Source organism: Pseudomonas sp. AB39(2026), assembly GCF_059831485.1.
This window is the reverse complement of sequence record NZ_CP195212.1, coordinates 2,341,343-2,358,500: the sequence shown is the minus strand read 5'-3', so window position 1 is coordinate 2,358,500 and position 17,158 is coordinate 2,341,343. Positions and strand designations below refer to the sequence as shown.

The following is a 17,158-nucleotide window of genomic DNA, read 5'->3' as shown; positions in this document are numbered from 1 at the left end:
GGAGTTTCAATGTTAGCTATTCTGCGTCAAGCCCTGGTCGCCATGCTGCTGGCAGTGCCCCTGCTGGCCAGCGCGGCCCCGGCAACTCCGGCTTACAACCTGATCAAGGGCACTACGGATCAGTTGCTGTCTGATCTCAGTGCCAACCGCGAGAGTTACCGCCAGAACCCTCAGGCATTCTACGACGCGCTTAATCGCATCGTAGGGCCTGTGGTAGATGCCGATGGCATCTCTCGCAGCATCATGACGGTCAAGTATTCACGTAAGGCGACGCCTGAGCAGATGCAGCGCTTTCAGGAAAACTTCCGTCGCAGCCTGTTCCAGTTTTATGGAAATGCCTTGCTGGAATACAACAACCAAGGCATCACCGTAGATGCACCCAAGGATGAAAGCGGCGACCGCACATCCGTTGGCATGCAGGTAAAAGGCAACAACGGCGCGATGTATCCGGTTTCCTATACCTTGGAAAAGGTAAATGGCGACTGGAAAGTGCGTAACGTGATCGTTAACGGCATCAACATTGGCAAGCTGTTTCGTGACCAGTTCGCCGATGCCATGCAGCGCAATGGCAACAACCTGGACAAGACCATCGATGGCTGGGCAGGTGAAGTCGCCAAGGCCAAGGACGCTGCAGGCAGCCAGCCGCTGCAAGGGCAGCCATGAGCCTGGGTTCTATCGAAGTTGCCGCAGGTGAGCTTCGCCTGTCAGGCGTGCTGGACTATCGCACAGGCGCGCGTTTACGCGAGCAGGGCGCAAAGCTCATAGGGCAGCTACCAGCCGCTCAGGTGATCGTGGACTGCTCAGCAGTCCAGAGTGCCAACAGCGTCGGTGTTTCCCTGCTATTGGCATTGAGTCGGGACGCCAAAAAGGCTGGAAAGGCTTTCAGCATACGTGCCTTGCCCCAGGAGCTGAGCCAGATTGCCGAAGTCTGTGGCATCGACGGTTTGCTAAGCCGCGCCTGAGCAAAGGCTTTTGCTGCGCCACGCCCTAAAATGAAACAAGCCCGTTCGCGCTGCTGCCCTCGCAGCCAACGGGCTTTTTTTGTATCATGGCCGACCCGCGCGCACAGGGCGCCGATCGAGGTTAAGCATGCAGGCCTTAGAAGTTAAACGCTTTCTTGAAGAGCAGCTGCCACAGGTTCAGGTAGAAGTCGAAGGTGAAGGCTGCAACTTCCAGCTGAACGTGGTCAGCGACGAACTGGCCGCGCTAAGCCCAGTCAAGCGGCAGCAGCAGATCTATACGCACCTGAACCCATGGATCGCCGATGGCAGCATCCATGCCGTGACCATGAAATTTTTCACCCGCGCAGCCTGGGCTGAGCGTACCTGAGCCACAGGCTTCGAGAGTGTTATGGATAAACTGATTATTACCGGCGGCGCTCGCCTTGATGGCGAGATCCGCATCTCCGGTGCCAAGAACGCTGCACTGCCGATCCTCGCTGCGACCCTGCTCGCCGATGGCCCGGTAACCGTGGCGAACCTGCCGCACCTGCACGACATCACTACCATGATCGAGCTGTTCGGGCGCATGGGCATCGAGCCTGTGATCAACGAAAAGCTGGCGGTCGAAATTGACCCGCGTACCATCAAAACACTGGTAGCACCCTACGAGCTGGTGAAAACCATGCGCGCGTCCATTCTGGTGCTCGGCCCCATGGTTGCCCGCTTTGGCGAGGCGGAAGTGGCGTTGCCTGGCGGGTGCGCCATCGGTTCCCGCCCTGTGGATCTCCACATTCGTGGCCTGGAAGCCATGGGCGCGACCATTGACGTGGAAGGCGGTTATATCAAGGCCAAGGCGCCGGAAGGCGGCCTGCGTGGGGCGAACTTCTTCTTCGACACCGTGAGCGTGACCGGCACCGAGAACATCATGATGGCCGCTGCCTTGGCCAAGGGCCGCACGGTCCTGCAGAATGCCGCCCGTGAACCGGAAGTGGTCGATCTGGCCCACTTCATCAATGCCATGGGTGGCAACGTGCAGGGTGCCGGCACTGACACCATTACCATTGAGGGCGTAGAGCGCCTTCATTCGGCCACTTACAAGGTCATGCCAGACCGTATCGAAACCGGTACCTACCTGGTAGCGGCGGCGGTCACGGGCGGGCGTGTGAAGCTCAAGGACACCGATCCCACCATCCTTGAAGCCGTGCTGGAAAAGCTGCGCGAGGCAGGTGCCGACGTGACGACCGGCGCAGATTGGATCGAGCTGAACATGCATGGCAAGCGTGCACGTGCGGTTAACCTGCGCACAGCACCGTACCCGGCGTTCCCGACCGACATGCAGGCGCAGTTCATCTCGCTCAACTGCGTGGCCGAAGGCACGGGTGCGGTCATTGAAACGGTGTTCGAGAACCGCTTCATGCATGTATACGAGCTGCTGCGCATGGGTGCGCACATTCAGGTCGAAGGCAACACTGCAATCGTGACCGGCGTGGAAGGGCTCAAGGGCGCTCCCGTGATGGCTACCGACCTGCGTGCTTCGGCAAGCCTGGTGCTGGCTGCCTTGGTGGCCGAAGGTGACACCCTCATCGACCGTATCTACCACATCGACCGTGGTTACGAGTGCATCGAGGAAAAACTGCAAATGCTGGGCGCGAAGATTCGTCGCGTACCGGGTTAGGTTGCTTGGGGCCGGGTTCGCCTGGCCCATTTCTGATAGGGATTCGTTTCTCCCATGCTAACCATCGCGCTGTCCAAGGGCCGCATTCTCGACGATACCTTGCCGCTGCTGGCGGCTGCCGGTATTGCCCCGACCGAAGATCCGGACAAAAGCCGCAAGCTCATTATTCCTACTACTCAAGGCGACGTTCGCCTGTTGATCGTACGCGCCACCGACGTGCCCACTTACGTAGAGCACGGTGCGGCAGACCTGGGCGTAGCAGGCAAGGACGTACTCATGGAGTACGGCGGGCAGGGCTTGTATGAGCCGCTGGACCTGAAAATCGCCTGTTGCAAACTGATGACTGCCGGTGCTGTCGGCGCACCAACGCCTAAGGGCCGGCTGCGTATCGCAACCAAATTCGTGAACGTTGCCAAGCGCTATTACGCCGAGCAGGGGCGCCAGGTGGACATCATCAAGCTGTACGGTTCCATGGAGCTTGCGCCCCTGGTTGGCCTTGCAGACAAGATCATCGACGTGGTCGACACCGGCAATACCCTGCGGGCCAATGGCCTGGAACCCCAGGACCTGATCGCCATGGTCAGCTCCCGCCTGGTGGTCAACAAGGCCTCCATGAAAATGCAGCACGGGCGTATCCAGGCCCTGATCGACAGCCTGCGCCACGCGGTAGAATCCCGACACCGTAGCTGACACCTCGCGCGCCTTCTCAGGTGCGCTTTCACTATCCGCGCCATAGGCTACTTCCATGAAGAAAGGCTGATAACGGCGCGGTGGTCCTGCTAGATTGTTCGTTTATTTCGTCACCTTGCTCAACGCCTGAGGCTTGCTATGACCGCACCTACCGCCATCCGCCGACTCGACGCCACCGCTCTGGATTTCGCGCGGCATCTGGATCATCTGCTGAGCTGGGAAAGCGTGTCTGACGAAGCCGTAAACGGCCGGGTACTGGACATCATCAAGGCTGTGCGTGAGCAGGGCGATGCTGCCGTGGTCGAGTTCACACAGCGTTTTGATGGCGTGCAGGCCACCACCATGGCTGACCTGATTCTGCCCCGTGCACGCCTTGAACAGGCCTTGGAGCGTATTACGCCAGCACAAAGGGAAGCCCTTGAAACCGCCGCTACCCGCGTGCGCAGCTACCATGAAAAGCAGAAGCAGGGCTCCTGGAGCTATACCGAGGCCGATGGCACGGTGCTGGGGCAGCAGGTGACCCCCCTGGATCGGGCGGGCCTGTATGTACCGGGTGGGAAGGCCAGCTATCCCTCTTCAGTGCTAATGAATGCCATTCCGGCAAAAGTGGCCGGGGTGCCTGAAGTGGTGATGGTGGTGCCTACCCCGCGCGGTGAAATCAATGAGTTGGTACTGGCCGCTGCCTGTATCGCGGGCGTGGACCGGGTATTCACTATTGGCGGCGCCCAAGCTGTCGCCGCGCTGGCCTATGGCACCGAGAGTGTGCCCCGGGTCGACAAGATCGTCGGGCCGGGCAACATCTATGTGGCCACTGCCAAACGCCATGTATTTGGGCAGGTGGGCATCGACATGATTGCAGGCCCTTCGGAAATTCTTGTGGTGTGCGACGGTGGTACTGACCCGGACTGGATCGCCATGGACCTGTTCTCCCAGGCCGAACATGACGAAGACGCCCAGGCCATTCTTGTCAGCCCGGACCAGGCCTTCCTGGACAACGTGGCACAGAGCATAGACAAGCTGCTTCCCACCATGGAGCGAGCCGAGATCATTCGCACGTCTCTGGCCAATCGCGGTGCACTGATCAAGGTCGCGGACATGGCCCAGGCCATCGACGTGGCCAACCGTATTGCACCTGAACACCTGGAGTTGTCTGTCGAAACGCCGAGCCAATGGTTGCCGCACATCCGCCACGCCGGCGCCATTTTCATGGGGCGCCACACCAGCGAGGCCTTGGGTGACTATTGCGCGGGGCCCAATCACGTATTGCCTACGTCGGGCACTGCACGTTTTTCTTCTCCCCTGGGCGTATACGATTTCCAGAAGCGCTCGTCGGTCATCTTCTGTTCGGAGCAGGGCGCGTCCGAACTGGGCCGTACCGCTTCGGTACTGGCCCGCGGAGAGTCGTTGAGCGCCCATGCCCGTAGTGCCGAATACCGGATCAAGGAAGCCTGACCATGAGCAAGTTCTGGAGCCCCTTTGTTAAACAGCTGGTGCCCTATGTGCCTGGCGAGCAGCCCAAGCTCACCAACTTGGTGAAGCTCAATACCAACGAAAACCCCTATGGGCCGTCGCCCCTGGCCCTTGAGGCCATGCGCGCTGAAATCGGCAATACCTTGCGCCTTTACCCCGATCCGAACGGGGACCGGCTCAAACAAGCCGTGGCCGCTTTCTACGACGTACAGCCCGGCCAGGTATTCGTGGGCAACGGTTCGGACGAAGTGCTCGCCCATATCTTCCATGGCCTGTTTCAGCAGGATAAGCCGCTGCTGTTCCCGGACATCAGCTACAGCTTTTATCCCGTGTACTGTGGGCTCTATGGCATCGATTTCGAACAGGTGACCCTGGATGAAAGCTTCCAGATAAACCCGGGCGACTACGCCAGGCCCAACGGCGGAATCATTTTCCCAAACCCCAACGCCCCCACCGGTTGCCTGATGGGCTTGAAAGCCATTGAGCAGATCCTTCAAGGCAGCCCGGATTCGGTCGTGGTAGTGGATGAGGCGTATATCGATTTCGGCGGAGAGACGGCCATTTCTTTGGTAGACCGGTACCCGAACCTGCTGGTGACCCAGACCTTGTCCAAGTCTCGCTCGCTGGCAGGGCTGCGGGTAGGGCTGGCGGTGGGGCACCCAGATCTGATCGAGGCGCTTGAGCGGGTGAAGAACAGCTTCAACTCTTATCCCATTGACCGTATTGCCCTAGCGGGTGCGGCGGCTGCATTCGAGGACCATGCCTGGTTCGACCAGACCCGGCAGCGTGTTATCGCGAGCCGGGAGCAACTGTCTACCGAATTGACGCAACGTGGGTTTGAGGTGTTGCCGTCGGGGGCGAACTTTATCTTTGTTCGGCACCCGGAGAAGGACGCTGCGGCGATAGCGGCTCATTTGCGTGAGCACAACGTGATCGTGCGGCACTTCAAGCAGGCCCGGATTGCCCAGTTCCTGCGAATCTCCATCGGTACGCCTGAGGAGAACCAAGCGCTGCTGGACGCTTTGACATAAGGCGGGTCCCGGTTTCCGCCTTCGGCTGCGACCGGCCCCACAGGGCACTACCTATCCTCTGTAGAGCGCTTTAAACACCCTAAGGGTCGTGCCTGGCACGGTCCCTTGTGGCAGCCCGCGCGCAGCGGGCGAATGATGCGCCGCCACAGTGTGGCAATCCCTTTTGCCATAAGAAGGGTTAGCCCTCTTCCTTGGGCACAGCCGCCGGTGCTGGCGGTGGCCGCATCCCTACTTCAGCCGTCAGCTTCAAGGTCTTGTTGTCGCGCATCACCTCGATAACGATCTTGTCTCCAGGCTTGGTGCGGGCGACCTGGTTCATCGAACGTCGGCCATCGGAGGCCATTTCATTATTGATGCTGAGGATCACGTCACCTAGCTGCAAGCCGGCTTTCTGCGCAGGGCCATCGCGGAAGATGCCAGCTACCACGATGCCTGGCCGGTCTTTCAGGCCAAACGACTCTGCCAAGTCATCCGTTAAAGGCTGAACCTCAATGCCCAGCCAGCCACGAATCACCTGGCCATGTTCGATGATGGATTTCATCACCTCCAACGCCAGCTTGGTAGGAATGGCGAACCCGATGCCTTGGCTTCCCCCGGATTTGGAGAAGATGGCGGTGTTGATGCCGGTCAGGTTGCCATTGGCATCCACAAGCGCGCCGCCGGAGTTACCGGGGTTGATAGCAGCGTCAGTCTGGATAAAGTCCTCGTAGGTATTGAGGCCCAGTTGGTTGCGCCCTGTTGCACTGATGATGCCCATGGTCACGGTTTGGCCTACGCCAAAAGGGTTGCCGATGGCCAGGGCCACATCACCGATACGCAAGCTGTCTGAACTGCCGATGGTAATGGCGGGCAGGTGCTGCAAGTCGATCTTCAGCACGGCCAGGTCGGTTTCCGGATCACTGCCAATGACGCGAGCAAGGGTTTCGCGGCCATCCTTGAGGGCGACCACAATCTGATCCGCCCCGGAGGTCACATGGTTGTTGGTCAGCAGGTAGCCTTCCGGGCTCATGATCACCGCCGAGCCCAGGCTGGACTCCCACCGGCGTTGCCGGGGTAGGTTGTCACCGAAAAACCGTTTGAACTGAGGGTCGTCCAGCAAGGGGTGGGCCGATTTGTTCACCGCTTTGGTGGTATAGAGGTTGACGACCGCCGGGGCGGCCAAGGTGACGGCGTCGGCATAGGAAACCGGCCCACGGACAACGGCGCCTGGTTGCGGTGCCGTTTGCAGGTTCACATCCTGGCTAGGCAGGCCGACCCATTCGGGAAAGCGCAGGATAATCAGCAGGGCGACCAGAATGCCGGTCAGCAGCGGCCAGCTGAAGTAACGCAAGGCAATCGACATCAATGAGTCCTGAGCGGTAATAGCGTTTCCACCGAGCCGGTGCCGGCCCATAATGGGCGCCATTATACGAGCGCATCGCCGCTCGCAAACTGTCTTGTGGAGACTTTTATGGCGGTGTCGCTGAGCATTCTGGTAGAAGAGGCCGACCGTTATCTTAATGCGGCTAGCATTGCCGATTACTGCCCCTACGGGCTACAGGTAGAGGGGCGCCCCCAGGTACGCAAGATCGTCAGCGGCGTGACGGCCAGCCAGGCACTGCTGGACGCCGCTGTAGATGCCGGTGCCGACTTGGTGCTGGTGCACCACGGTTACTTCTGGAAAGGTGAAAACCCCTGTATCACAGGCATGAAGCATCGGCGGCTCAAGACATTGTTCAAGCACGATATGAGCCTGCTGGCCTACCACCTCCCGTTGGATGTACACCCAGACGTCGGCAATAACGTACAGCTGGCTGCGCGGCTTGGCATCACGGTGGAAGGTCCCCTCGACCCGCGTGACTCGAAAGTCGTTGGCTTGATCGGTTCGCTGGCCATGCCTCAAACCGCCTTGGCATTTTCCCGCCAGGTAGCGCAGGTGCTGGGCCGCGAGCCACTGGTGGTGTGCAGTGGCCAGGTGGTACGGCGTGTAGGTTGGTGTACCGGGGGTGGCCAAGGTTACATCGACAAGGCTATCGAGGCTGGGGTAGACCTGTTCCTGACCGGTGAAGCCTCCGAGCAGACGTTCCATAGCGCCTGTGAGAATCGCGTGTCATTCATTGCCGCCGGCCATCACGCTACCGAACGTTATGGCGTGCAGGCGCTGGGTGATTACCTGGCACGGCGCTTTGCCATCGAGCACCTGTTCATAGACTGCCCAAACCCGGTGTAGTCAAAACTCGCGGGCATATGCTCATACCTTTTGGATCTAAGGCGCTGCCTTAATAGGCCTTAATGCTGTGATAGAGTGCCCGGCTCGAACACGGCCCGCAGGCCGTCCTATCTGCAACGCAATCCGTGAGTAGCCATGGTCGACAAACTGACGCACTTGAAACAGCTCGAAGCGGAAAGCATCCACATCATCCGTGAAGTGGCCGCCGAGTTCGACAACCCGGTCATGCTGTATTCCATCGGCAAGGATTCTGCCGTGATGCTGCACCTGGCCCGCAAAGCCTTTTTCCCAGGAAAACTGCCTTTTCCCGTAATGCACGTGGACACCCGGTGGAAGTTTCAGGAGATGTACCAGTTCCGTGATCGCATGGTCGAGGAAATGGGCCTGGACCTGCTGGTGCATGTGAACCCGGAAGGCGTGGCGCAGGGTATCAACCCGTTCACCCACGGCAGCGCCAAACACACCGACATCATGAAAACCCAAGGCCTGAAGCAGGCATTGGACAAGTATGGTTTCGATGCGGCCTTCGGTGGCGCCCGCCGTGACGAGGAGAAGTCCCGGGCCAAGGAACGGGTGTACTCGTTCCGCGACAGCAAGCACCGCTGGGACCCGAAAAACCAGCGCCCCGAGCTGTGGAACCTGTACAACGGCAAGGTGAACAAGGGCGAGTCCATCCGCGTGTTCCCCTTGTCCAACTGGACCGAGCTGGACATCTGGCAGTACATCTACCTGGAGCAGATCCCGATCGTTCCGCTGTACTTCGCGGCCGAGCGCGACGTTATTGAGAAGAACGGCACGCTCATCATGATCGACGACGACCGTATCCTCGAGCACTTGTCGCCTGAAGAGAAGGCAAGCATCGTCAAGAAGAAGGTCCGCTTCCGCACGCTAGGCTGCTACCCCCTCACAGGCGCGGTGGAGTCGGACGCAGATAGCCTGACCGACATCATTCAGGAAATGCTCCTGACCCGTACGTCCGAACGCCAGGGGCGCGTCATCGACCACGATGGTGCGGGCTCTATGGAAGACAAGAAACGTCAGGGCTATTTCTAAGCTTTAAGTTACAGGAAGCTGCAAGTTACAAGCGGCAAGCTACAAGTCAAAAGCGTCCTGCGCTTGTAGCCTGCTGCTGACATCGTACGCACCCTCGACAATGCTCGCGATGGATCAATAATTTCAGATAGCTGTACGCTACAAGCTTGCCGCTTGAAGCTAACAGCTTGGAGCTAGACCCATGAGCCACCAATCCGAATTGATCAGCGAGGACATCCTTGCTTATCTGGCCCAGCATGAACGCAAGGAATTGCTGCGCTTCCTGACCTGCGGGAACGTGGACGATGGCAAGAGCACCCTGATCGGGCGCCTGCTGCACGATTCGAAGATGATCTACGAAGATCACCTCGAAGCCATCACCCGTGACTCGAAGAAGGTCGGAACCACGGGCGATGATATCGACCTGGCACTGCTGGTCGACGGCCTGCAGGCCGAGCGCGAGCAGGGCATTACCATCGATGTGGCCTACCGGTATTTCTCCACTGCCAAGCGCAAGTTCATCATTGCCGATACTCCGGGCCACGAGCAGTACACCCGCAACATGGCCACAGGCGCTTCGACCTGCGACCTGGCAATCATTCTGGTAGACGCGCGCTATGGTGTGCAGACCCAGACTCGCCGGCACAGCTATATCGCCTCGCTGCTCGGTATCAAGCACATTGTGGTCGCCATCAACAAAATGGACCTCAAAGGCTTCGATGAGGACGTGTTCGAAACCATCAAAGCTGATTACCTGCAGTTTGCCGAGGCCATCAAGCTAAACCCGTCGAGCCTTCATTTCGTGCCCATGTCGGCCCTCAAGGGCGACAACGTGGTCAACCACAGTGAGCGCTCTCCGTGGTACACCGGCCCATCACTGATGGAGATCCTGGAAACCGTTGAGGTTGCCGCGGACCGCAACCTGACAGACCTGCGTTTCCCCGTGCAGTACGTGAACCGCCCGAACCTCAACTTCCGTGGCTTCGCCGGCACCCTTGCCAGCGGTGTGGTGCACAAGGGTGATGACGTGGTTGTGCTGCCGTCAGGCAAGAGCAGTCGCGTAAAGTCCATCGTAACGTTCGAGGGCGAGCTGGAGCAGGCTGGCCCTGGCCAGGCGGTAACGCTGACCATGGAAGACGAGATCGACATCTCCCGTGGTGACTTGCTGGTACATGCCGACAATGTGCCTCCGGTGACGGACCAGTTCGAAGCGATGCTGGTGTGGATGTCCGAGGAGCCGATGCTGCCGGGCAAGAAGTACGACATCAAGCGTGCGACGAGCTATGTGCCGGGTTCCATTGCCAGCATCACCCACCGGGTAGACGTGAATACCCTTGAAGAGGGGCCGGCCAGCGCGCTGGCGCTCAACGAGATTGGCAAGGTGAAGGTGGCGTTGGATTCGTCCATCGCCCTGGACGGCTATGCCAGCAACCGCACCACCGGCGCATTCATCGTGATCGACCGGTTGACCAATGGTACTGTCGGCGCAGGCATGATCGTTGCGCCTGCGGTGGTCTCTCATGGCGCAGCCGGTACGCATGGCAAGCTGGCCCACGTGAGCGTGGAAGAGCGCGCACGGCGGTTTGGACAGAAGCCGGCCACCGTGCTGTTTACCGGGTTGTCCGGCGCAGGCAAGAGCACCTTGGCTTACGCGGTGGAACGCAAGCTGTTCGACATGGGCCGTGCCGTCTTTGTGCTGGATGGGCAAAACCTGCGCCATGACCTGAACAAGGGCTTGCCCCAGGACCGCGCCGGCCGTACCGAAAACTGGCGCCGGGCTGCGCATGTGGCGCGCCAGTTCAACGAAGCGGGCCTGGTGACTCTGGCCGCCTTTGTAGCACCCGATGCTGAGGGCCGTGCCCAGGCGCAGGACCTGATCGGTAGCGATCGGCTGGTCACCGTTTATGTGCAGGCATCGCCACAAGCCTGCCGCGAGCGTGACCCTCAAGGCCTTTATGCGGCCGCTCAGGACAATATACCGGGCGAGTCCTTCCCGTACGATGTGCCGCTCAAAGCTGACCTGGTGGTCGATACGCAGGCGGTGTCGGTGGAAGAGGGCGTGAAACAGGTCATTGACCTGCTACGGGCACGTGGCGCGGTTTAAGGCCGTTTCTGCCTGGGAAGTGTCCGGGAGGTTTTTGGCAAGTTCCCGGTCTCCGCCTTTGGCTGCAACCGGTCCCACACCAGCAGCGCATGGCATAGCCTGTTGGAGCTGGCGATAGCCTGCGAAAGGGGAGCTTCAGATGCCCCTTTCTGCAGGTCGCTGCGTGATTGAGACTTGCAAGTACCGCTAACCTAATGAAAAGGGCCTCATTCGAGGCCCTTTTTCATTATTTGCGCTTGATGCCGTAATGCTCGTCGAGCATGCCGGGATGGGCGCTGTCAGGCGCAGTGAATTGTATGGTGATGTGTTGTGGTGTAGGCCTCGTGGGTCGATTTCGTTAGGATGGCCCTCACAAAATTCAGGCTGCTTTGCGTAGCACCCATAAGACGTAGATGTGGAGCCGTGATGCCACAGCGGTTGCTGGGAAACCTCACGAAAATAGCGGGCGAGCGGTATGGTTTTGACGGATATTTCTATGTCCAGGATCTGAACACCTCAAGCTACGCATACAAAGTGCTTTTCACACCTCTTGGGTCCAGTGCGAGCGGTTGTCGGGATATCCTGGAAGCCGAGTTGGGGGTGCGAATTGGTTGGTCTTCATCTGGAAATGAAGTTCTACCTTTCAGAGGACGCGACCGATGGCATGATAGACTTCAGTACGCCCAAAGAAATGGGTTTCAAGCCGCTGAGCATGGCTTCCATGACGGAACTGGGACTAGGGCTAGCGCTTAGCATACGTGAGATACAGGCGCAGATTCGTCCCAACGGCATTGCAGCGCTTGTACTGGATGAGCGGCCGCAGTTGAAAGATTTCTATAGGCGGTTATATAGAAAGCATGCGGCTATTCTTGGTGAGTACGGTTACAAGCCGCAGATATACCTAGGGGGGCAGGGGTATGCAGTATTCGAAGAAGGCTTCGCAGCAAGTGTTATTGAGCGAACTCAAGGCGCACAAGGTTCGGGTCGATAACCAAGCACTACAGGCTTACGAGGCTGCTTTGCGCTCTGGAAATTTTGAAATTCTACCTGCTCGAACGCCTAGCCCTTCGGCCTGCGAGCAGCGGAAGTAACCTGGAAGCTTACGCACTCGCTTATCCTGAAAAAGGGCCTCATTCGAGGCCCTTTTTCATTATTTGCGCTTGATGCCGTAATGCTCGTCGAGCATGCCGGGCATGTCAGGGCCTTTCGGTGCGTAGTCCTTGGGGGCTTCCGAGTCGCGTGGGGGCGTGAGGCGATCGCGGTGCACCTGGTTGGCATCCGAGTGCAACGCAGCCAATAGGCGTTGGCGGGTAAGCTCGTCGAGCGCCAGGTGGTTGGCGCCTTCGGCCAAGTGGTCCTGCACTTCCTGGTAGCTCTGGGTCAGTTTCTTCACCAGCACCGCCGTACTGTTGAAATGGGTTACCACTTCATGCTGGTAGTTGTCGAACTTCTGCTGAAGGTCATCCAATTGGCGCTGGGTACCCCCCGGTACGGCATTGGGCGCCACGCGTGCTATGAGGAACCCCGCCACGACACCCACGATGAGCGCCAGGGTGGGCAGCAACCAAATCAAGAGCGAGTATTCCACGAGTCCTTCCTCTATAAACGGCTTTGCATTACGTTAACGGCTCACACCGGCGCTGTATACCGTCATAGGGCCTGAAAAGCGCAGCATTGCGCCGGCCCTTCACAGGTACAAACCGATAGCTAGACGAGTCGACCCTGGTCAGGGTCACGGAGTTCATACCCTTGCTGATCCGCGAAAACCCTCTGATGCTCGATGGTCCCATAGGCCAGCTTGAAGCCCTTTACCTTGAAGTGCCCGAGCCACAGGGCCTGGCATTGCTCTGCCATCCCAACCCGGAGCAGGGTGGGACGATGCTCAACAAAGTCATGTCTACCCTGCAGCGCACGGCGCGGGATGCGGGCTACATTACCCTGCGCTTCAACTACCGGGGCACAGGTAGCAGTGCAGGTAGCCACGACATGGGCCTGGGAGAGGTGGACGACGCCCACGCCGCGGCCAACTGGCTGCGTATTCGCCATCCGGGGCTGCCGCTTACGGTACTGGGCTTTTCCTTTGGCGGGTTTGTGGCCGCCACATTGGCCGGCAGGCTGGAACGCCAGAACGCACCCCTGAGCCAGCTGTTCATGTGCGCGCCAGCCGTGGCACGCCTGCGTGATGACGAGCCGCTACCGCAGCATTGCCCTATCACTGTGATTCAGCCCAACAGCGACGAAGTGGTGAGCCCTGCTCAGGTGTATGAATGGTCAGCGGCCCTCGGCCATCCCCATGAGCTGCTGAAAGTGGCTGAATGTGGTCACTTCTTTCATGGCAAACTTACCGAACTCAAAGACCTGGTCTTGCCACGCCTTGCCCCTCTGACTGCAGCCCGATAAGCGATTACCCATGACCACCCGGATTCTCACAGGCATTACCACCACTGGCACGCCCCATTTGGGCAACTACGCCGGTGCCATTCGCCCGGCGATCGAAGCCAGCCGCCAAAGCAATGTGGATTCGTTCTACTTCCTGGCGGACTACCACGCGCTGATCAAGTGCGACGACCCCTTGCGCATCCAGCGTTCCCGCCTGGAAATTGCCGCTACCTGGCTGGCGGGCGGTCTCGATGTGGAGCGAGCCACGTTCTACCGGCAGTCCGACATCCCTGAAATCCCGGAGCTGACCTGGCTGCTCACCTGCGTCGCAGGCAAGGGGTTGCTCAATCGCGCCCATGCTTACAAGGCGTCGGTGGACAAGAATGTGGAGGCCGGCGAAGACCCGGATGCCGGCGTCACCATGGGGCTGTTCAGTTACCCGGTTCTTATGGCTGCTGACATCCTGATGTTCAATGCCCACAAGGTGCCGGTGGGGCGTGATCAGATCCAGCATGTGGAAATGGCCCGTGACATTGGCCAGCGCTTCAACCACTTGTTCGGCAAGGGCAGCGACTTGTTCGTGCTGCCTGAAGCCGTGGTAGAAGAAAGCGTGGCCACCTTGCCCGGCCTTGATGGCCGCAAGATGTCCAAAAGCTATGACAACACCATTCCTTTGTTCAGCAGCCCCAAGCAGCTCAAGGACACCATCGCCAGAATCGTCACAGACTCACGCCTGCCGGGAGAGCCGAAAGACCCCGACGCCAGCCACCTGTTCACCCTCTACAGCGCATTCGCTACCCCCTCGCAAACGCAGGCGTTCCGTGCTCACCTGCTGGGCGGGCTAGGGTGGGGAGAGGCCAAGCAGCAACTGTTCGCCTTGCTCGACAGCGAACTGGGCGAAGCGCGCGAGCGTTATCACCAGTTCATGGAGCGCCCGGCAGACCTGGAAGACATTCTCCAGGCAGGTGCCGCCAAGGCGCGCCAAGTGGCAACGCCGTTCCTTGAGCAGCTACGTGAGGCCGTAGGCCTGCGATCGTTCCGTACACAGGTGGCAGGCACCGGTGAAGCGCGCAAGAAAGCGGGCAAGGCCTCGCGCTTTGTCAGTTTCCGTGAGCAAGACGGCACGTTCCGGTTCCGCCTGCTGAGCGCTGAGGGTGAGCAGTTGCTGCTGTCCAGGCCGTTCGCTGATGGCAAAAGTGCAGGTGCCGTCACCAAGCGCCTTCAAGAGGCCGGGGTTGACCTTCGGGCCAACGGTGCTGGTTTCGAGTTGTGGCTGGATGACACCTGTGTGGCCGACAGCCCGGCCTTTACAGACGACACTGGCCGTGACACCGCCATGAGTGCGGTACGTGAGGCGTTACGGCCCCAGGCCTGAGCCCCCGCAAAGGCTGTGACGTTCGGTCGCGGCCTTGATTGCCATCCCACAGGGCCGCCGTTACAGTGACGGCCCGGTTTTAAAGCCCCGTAGATGACCTATGACGCCCCTTGAACGATACCAAGCCGACCTTCAACGTCCTGACTTCTTCCACGATGCGGCCCAGGAAACAGCGGTTCGCCACCTGCAACGTTTGTACGATGACCTGATTGCCGCCAACGGTGCCAAGCCAGGCTTGCTGGGCAAGCTGTTCGGGAAGAAGGACACGGTGCCGGTCAAGGGGCTGTACTTCTGGGGAGGCGTAGGGCGCGGTAAAACGTACCTGGTGGATACCTTCTTCGAAGCGCTTCCGTTCAAGGAAAAAACCCGTACGCACTTCCACCGCTTCATGAAGCGTGTGCACGAGGAAATGAAGCACCTCAAGGGCGAGAAAAACCCGCTTACCCTGATCGCCAAGCGTTTCGCTGACGAATCGCGCGTGATCTGCTTCGACGAATTCTTCGTTTCGGACATCACCGATGCCATGATTCTGGGCACCTTGATGGAAGAGCTGTTCAAGCACGGCGTGACGCTGGTAGCCACGTCCAACATCGTGCCCGACGGCCTCTACAAGGATGGCCTGCAGCGTGCACGCTTTCTGCCGGCCATTGCGCTGATCAAGCAGCACACCGAAATCGTGAACGTCGACAGCGGTGTGGATTATCGCCTGCGCCACCTCGAACAAGCTGAGCTGTTCCATTTCCCGCTCAATGAGGCTGCCGAAAAAAGCCTGCGTGAGAGCTTCAAGGCGCTGACGCCTGAATGCACTGCACCGGTCGAAAACGATGTGCTGATGATCGAAAACCGCGAGATCAAGGCATTGCGTACCTGTGACGATGTGGCCTGGTTTGATTTTCGTGCGCTGTGCGATGGCCCGCGCAGCCAGAACGACTACATCGAGTTGGGCAAGATCTTCCACGCCGTCATTCTCAGTGGCGTAGAGCAGATGAGTGTGGCAACCGATGACATCGCGCGACGCTTTATCAACATGGTCGACGAGTTCTACGACCGTAACGTGAAGCTGATCATCTCGGCAGAAGTGGAGCTCAAGGACCTGTACTCCGGTGGCCGGTTGAATTTCGAGTTCCAGCGCACACTTAGCCGGCTGCTGGAAATGCAGTCCCATGAGTTCCTCTCACGCGCTCACAAGCCGTGAATTGAAAAAGCTGCTTGAGTTTTTCTTCGTAATCCGGATAATTCGCCTGCTCTGAACGTGGAGGAAGTGATGCCCCTCCCCGAACAGGCCCCTGGCCGACCCCCGACGCGATGACCCGAGCCCCCAAAAGCGTCTGGATGCGGCTGTCTTTGACCTTGTCAAAGCAAGCACTATTCAGTAAGCTCCGCCGTCTATTTTTGCTGGGCGGCCCCTGAGGCTATAAAGAATGAAAACTTTTACTGCTAAACCGGAAACAGTAAAGCGCGACTGGTTTGTCGTCGACGCCGCTGGCCAGACCCTGGGTCGTCTGGCTACTGAAATCGCGAGCCGTCTGCGTGGCAAGCACAAGCCTGAATACACTCCGCACGTTGACACCGGTGACTACATCGTTGTTATCAATGCCGAGCAGGTTCGTGTAACCGGCGCCAAGTCCACGGACAAGGTGTACTACTCCCACTCCGGTTTCCCGGGCGGTATCAAATCGATCACTTTCGACAAGCTGATCGACAAGGCACCTGAGCGCGTGATCGAGACCGCGGTCAAAGGCATGCTGCCGAAGAACCCGCTGGGTCGCGACATGTACCGTAAGCTGAAAGTCTATGCGGGCGCTGCACACCCTCATACTGCTCAGCAGCCCCAAGAACTGAAGTTTTAACGGAATAGTCCACTATGTCGGCGACTCAAAATTACGGCACTGGCCGTCGCAAGACCGCAACCGCTCGCGTTTTCCTGCGTCCGGGTACCGGTAACATCTCCATCAACAACCGCGCGCTGGACACGTTCTTCGGTCGTGAAACCGCTCGCATGGTTGTTCGTCAGCCTCTGGAACTGACCGGCAACGTTGAGAAATTCGACGTGTTCGTGACCGTTTCCGGTGGTGGCGTAAGCGGCCAGGCTGGCGCTATCCGTCACGGCATTACCCGTGCCCTGATGGTCTACGACGAAACCCTGCGTGGCGAACTGCGCCGTGCTGGCTTCGTGACTCGCGATGCCCGTGAAGTCGAGCGTAAGAAGGTCGGTCTGCGCAAAGCGCGTAAGCGTCCGCAGTACTCCAAGCGTTAATTCGCTGCTCGTGCTT

Annotated in this window: 18 protein-coding genes; 16 read left to right on the top strand and 2 right to left on the bottom strand. The window is 59.1% G+C overall.

The features are described from left to right. Positions 1 to 9: 9 nt before the first annotated feature. The 7 genes from ACSAMW_RS10695 to hisC all read left to right on the top strand — a co-directional run bounded on the left by ACSAMW_RS10695 (position 10) and on the right by hisC (position 5,807). The gene (locus tag ACSAMW_RS10695; RefSeq protein ID WP_500593899.1) at positions 10 to 663 is read left to right on the top strand and encodes an MlaC/ttg2D family ABC transporter substrate-binding protein; all 654 of its coding nucleotides are present in this window, start codon (positions 10 to 12) and stop codon (positions 661 to 663) included. Next, on the top strand, positions 660 to 962 hold the full coding sequence (locus tag ACSAMW_RS10690) for an STAS domain-containing protein (RefSeq protein WP_500593898.1): 303 nt from the start codon (positions 660 to 662) through the stop codon (positions 960 to 962). Before ACSAMW_RS10695 ends, ACSAMW_RS10690 begins: the two co-directional genes overlap by 4 nt. Before the next feature lie 127 nt (positions 963 to 1,089). Continuing rightward, entirely contained in the window at positions 1,090 to 1,329 is a 240-nt protein-coding gene (locus ACSAMW_RS10685) for a BolA family protein (protein WP_500593897.1), read from the top strand. 21 nt (positions 1,330 to 1,350) lie between these two features. Next, positions 1,351 to 2,616, top strand: coding sequence for a UDP-N-acetylglucosamine 1-carboxyvinyltransferase (murA, locus tag ACSAMW_RS10680; protein WP_500593896.1), 1,266 nt, complete (start codon positions 1,351 to 1,353; stop codon positions 2,614 to 2,616). A 54-nt stretch (positions 2,617 to 2,670) separates the two neighbouring features. Then, positions 2,671 to 3,306: an ATP phosphoribosyltransferase gene (gene hisG, locus ACSAMW_RS10675; RefSeq protein ID WP_168083941.1), complete on the top strand. Its 636-nt coding sequence runs from the start codon at positions 2,671 to 2,673 to the stop codon at positions 3,304 to 3,306. 138 nt (positions 3,307 to 3,444) lie between these two features. Continuing rightward, positions 3,445 to 4,758 carry a histidinol dehydrogenase gene (gene hisD / locus ACSAMW_RS10670; protein ID WP_500593895.1) on the top strand — a complete coding sequence of 438 codons (1,314 nt, stop codon included), beginning with the start codon at positions 3,445 to 3,447 and terminating at the stop codon, positions 4,756 to 4,758. 2 nt (positions 4,759 to 4,760) lie between these two features. Next, positions 4,761 to 5,807 (top strand): histidinol-phosphate transaminase, encoded by a 1,047-nt coding sequence (gene hisC / locus ACSAMW_RS10665; protein ID WP_500593894.1) that lies wholly within the window; start codon positions 4,761 to 4,763, stop codon positions 5,805 to 5,807. Positions 5,808 to 5,985: 178 nt separating this feature from the next. Here hisC and algW read toward each other — a convergent pair whose 3' ends face one another. Continuing rightward, positions 5,986 to 7,149, bottom strand: coding sequence for a Do family serine endopeptidase AlgW (gene algW / locus ACSAMW_RS10660; protein WP_500593893.1), 1,164 nt, complete (start codon positions 7,147 to 7,149; stop codon positions 5,986 to 5,988). A gap of 108 nt (positions 7,150 to 7,257) precedes the next feature. On the opposite strand from algW, the gene ACSAMW_RS10655 reads away from it, so the two are divergent. The 4 genes from ACSAMW_RS10655 to ACSAMW_RS10640 all read left to right on the top strand — a co-directional run bounded on the left by ACSAMW_RS10655 (position 7,258) and on the right by ACSAMW_RS10640 (position 12,122). Further along, a complete protein-coding gene (locus ACSAMW_RS10655; protein WP_500593892.1) occupies positions 7,258 to 8,016 on the top strand; it encodes a Nif3-like dinuclear metal center hexameric protein in 759 nt (252 codons plus the stop codon). Positions 8,017 to 8,151: 135 nt separating this feature from the next. Next, positions 8,152 to 9,069 carry a sulfate adenylyltransferase subunit CysD gene (gene cysD, locus ACSAMW_RS10650; protein ID WP_168083936.1) on the top strand — a complete coding sequence of 306 codons (918 nt, stop codon included), beginning with the start codon at positions 8,152 to 8,154 and terminating at the stop codon, positions 9,067 to 9,069. Positions 9,070 to 9,250: 181 nt separating this feature from the next. Next, positions 9,251 to 11,152 carry a sulfate adenylyltransferase subunit CysN gene (cysN, locus tag ACSAMW_RS10645; protein WP_500593891.1) on the top strand — a complete coding sequence of 634 codons (1,902 nt, stop codon included), beginning with the start codon at positions 9,251 to 9,253 and terminating at the stop codon, positions 11,150 to 11,152. Positions 11,153 to 11,759: 607 nt separating this feature from the next. Next, positions 11,760 to 12,122 carry a hypothetical protein gene (locus ACSAMW_RS10640; protein ID WP_500593890.1) on the top strand — a complete coding sequence of 121 codons (363 nt, stop codon included), beginning with the start codon at positions 11,760 to 11,762 and terminating at the stop codon, positions 12,120 to 12,122. Between the two features lie 159 nt (positions 12,123 to 12,281). On the opposite strand, the gene ACSAMW_RS10635 is transcribed toward ACSAMW_RS10640, so the two are convergent. Then, positions 12,282 to 12,719, bottom strand: a complete 438-nt coding sequence (locus ACSAMW_RS10635) for a ZapG family protein (RefSeq protein WP_168083933.1) — start codon at positions 12,717 to 12,719, stop codon at positions 12,282 to 12,284. A 161-nt stretch (positions 12,720 to 12,880) separates the two neighbouring features. On the opposite strand from ACSAMW_RS10635, the gene ACSAMW_RS10630 reads away from it, so the two are divergent. From ACSAMW_RS10630 to rpsI, 5 genes are all read left to right on the top strand, one after another. Then, complete coding sequence (locus ACSAMW_RS10630; RefSeq protein WP_500593889.1) at positions 12,881 to 13,531, top strand: alpha/beta hydrolase; 651 nt, start codon at positions 12,881 to 12,883, stop codon at positions 13,529 to 13,531. A 10-nt stretch (positions 13,532 to 13,541) separates the two neighbouring features. After that, positions 13,542 to 14,885, top strand: coding sequence for a tryptophan--tRNA ligase (locus ACSAMW_RS10625; protein ID WP_500593888.1), 1,344 nt, complete (start codon positions 13,542 to 13,544; stop codon positions 14,883 to 14,885). A 100-nt stretch (positions 14,886 to 14,985) separates the two neighbouring features. Further along, positions 14,986 to 16,080 (top strand): cell division protein ZapE, encoded by a 1,095-nt coding sequence (zapE, locus tag ACSAMW_RS10620; RefSeq protein WP_500593887.1) that lies wholly within the window; start codon positions 14,986 to 14,988, stop codon positions 16,078 to 16,080. Positions 16,081 to 16,306: 226 nt separating this feature from the next. Further along, complete coding sequence (rplM, locus tag ACSAMW_RS10615; protein WP_168083930.1) at positions 16,307 to 16,735, top strand: 50S ribosomal protein L13; 429 nt, start codon at positions 16,307 to 16,309, stop codon at positions 16,733 to 16,735. A 14-nt stretch (positions 16,736 to 16,749) separates the two neighbouring features. Then, complete coding sequence (gene rpsI, locus ACSAMW_RS10610) at positions 16,750 to 17,142, top strand: 30S ribosomal protein S9 (RefSeq protein WP_168083929.1); 393 nt, start codon at positions 16,750 to 16,752, stop codon at positions 17,140 to 17,142. Positions 17,143 to 17,158: the final 16 nt, after the last annotated feature.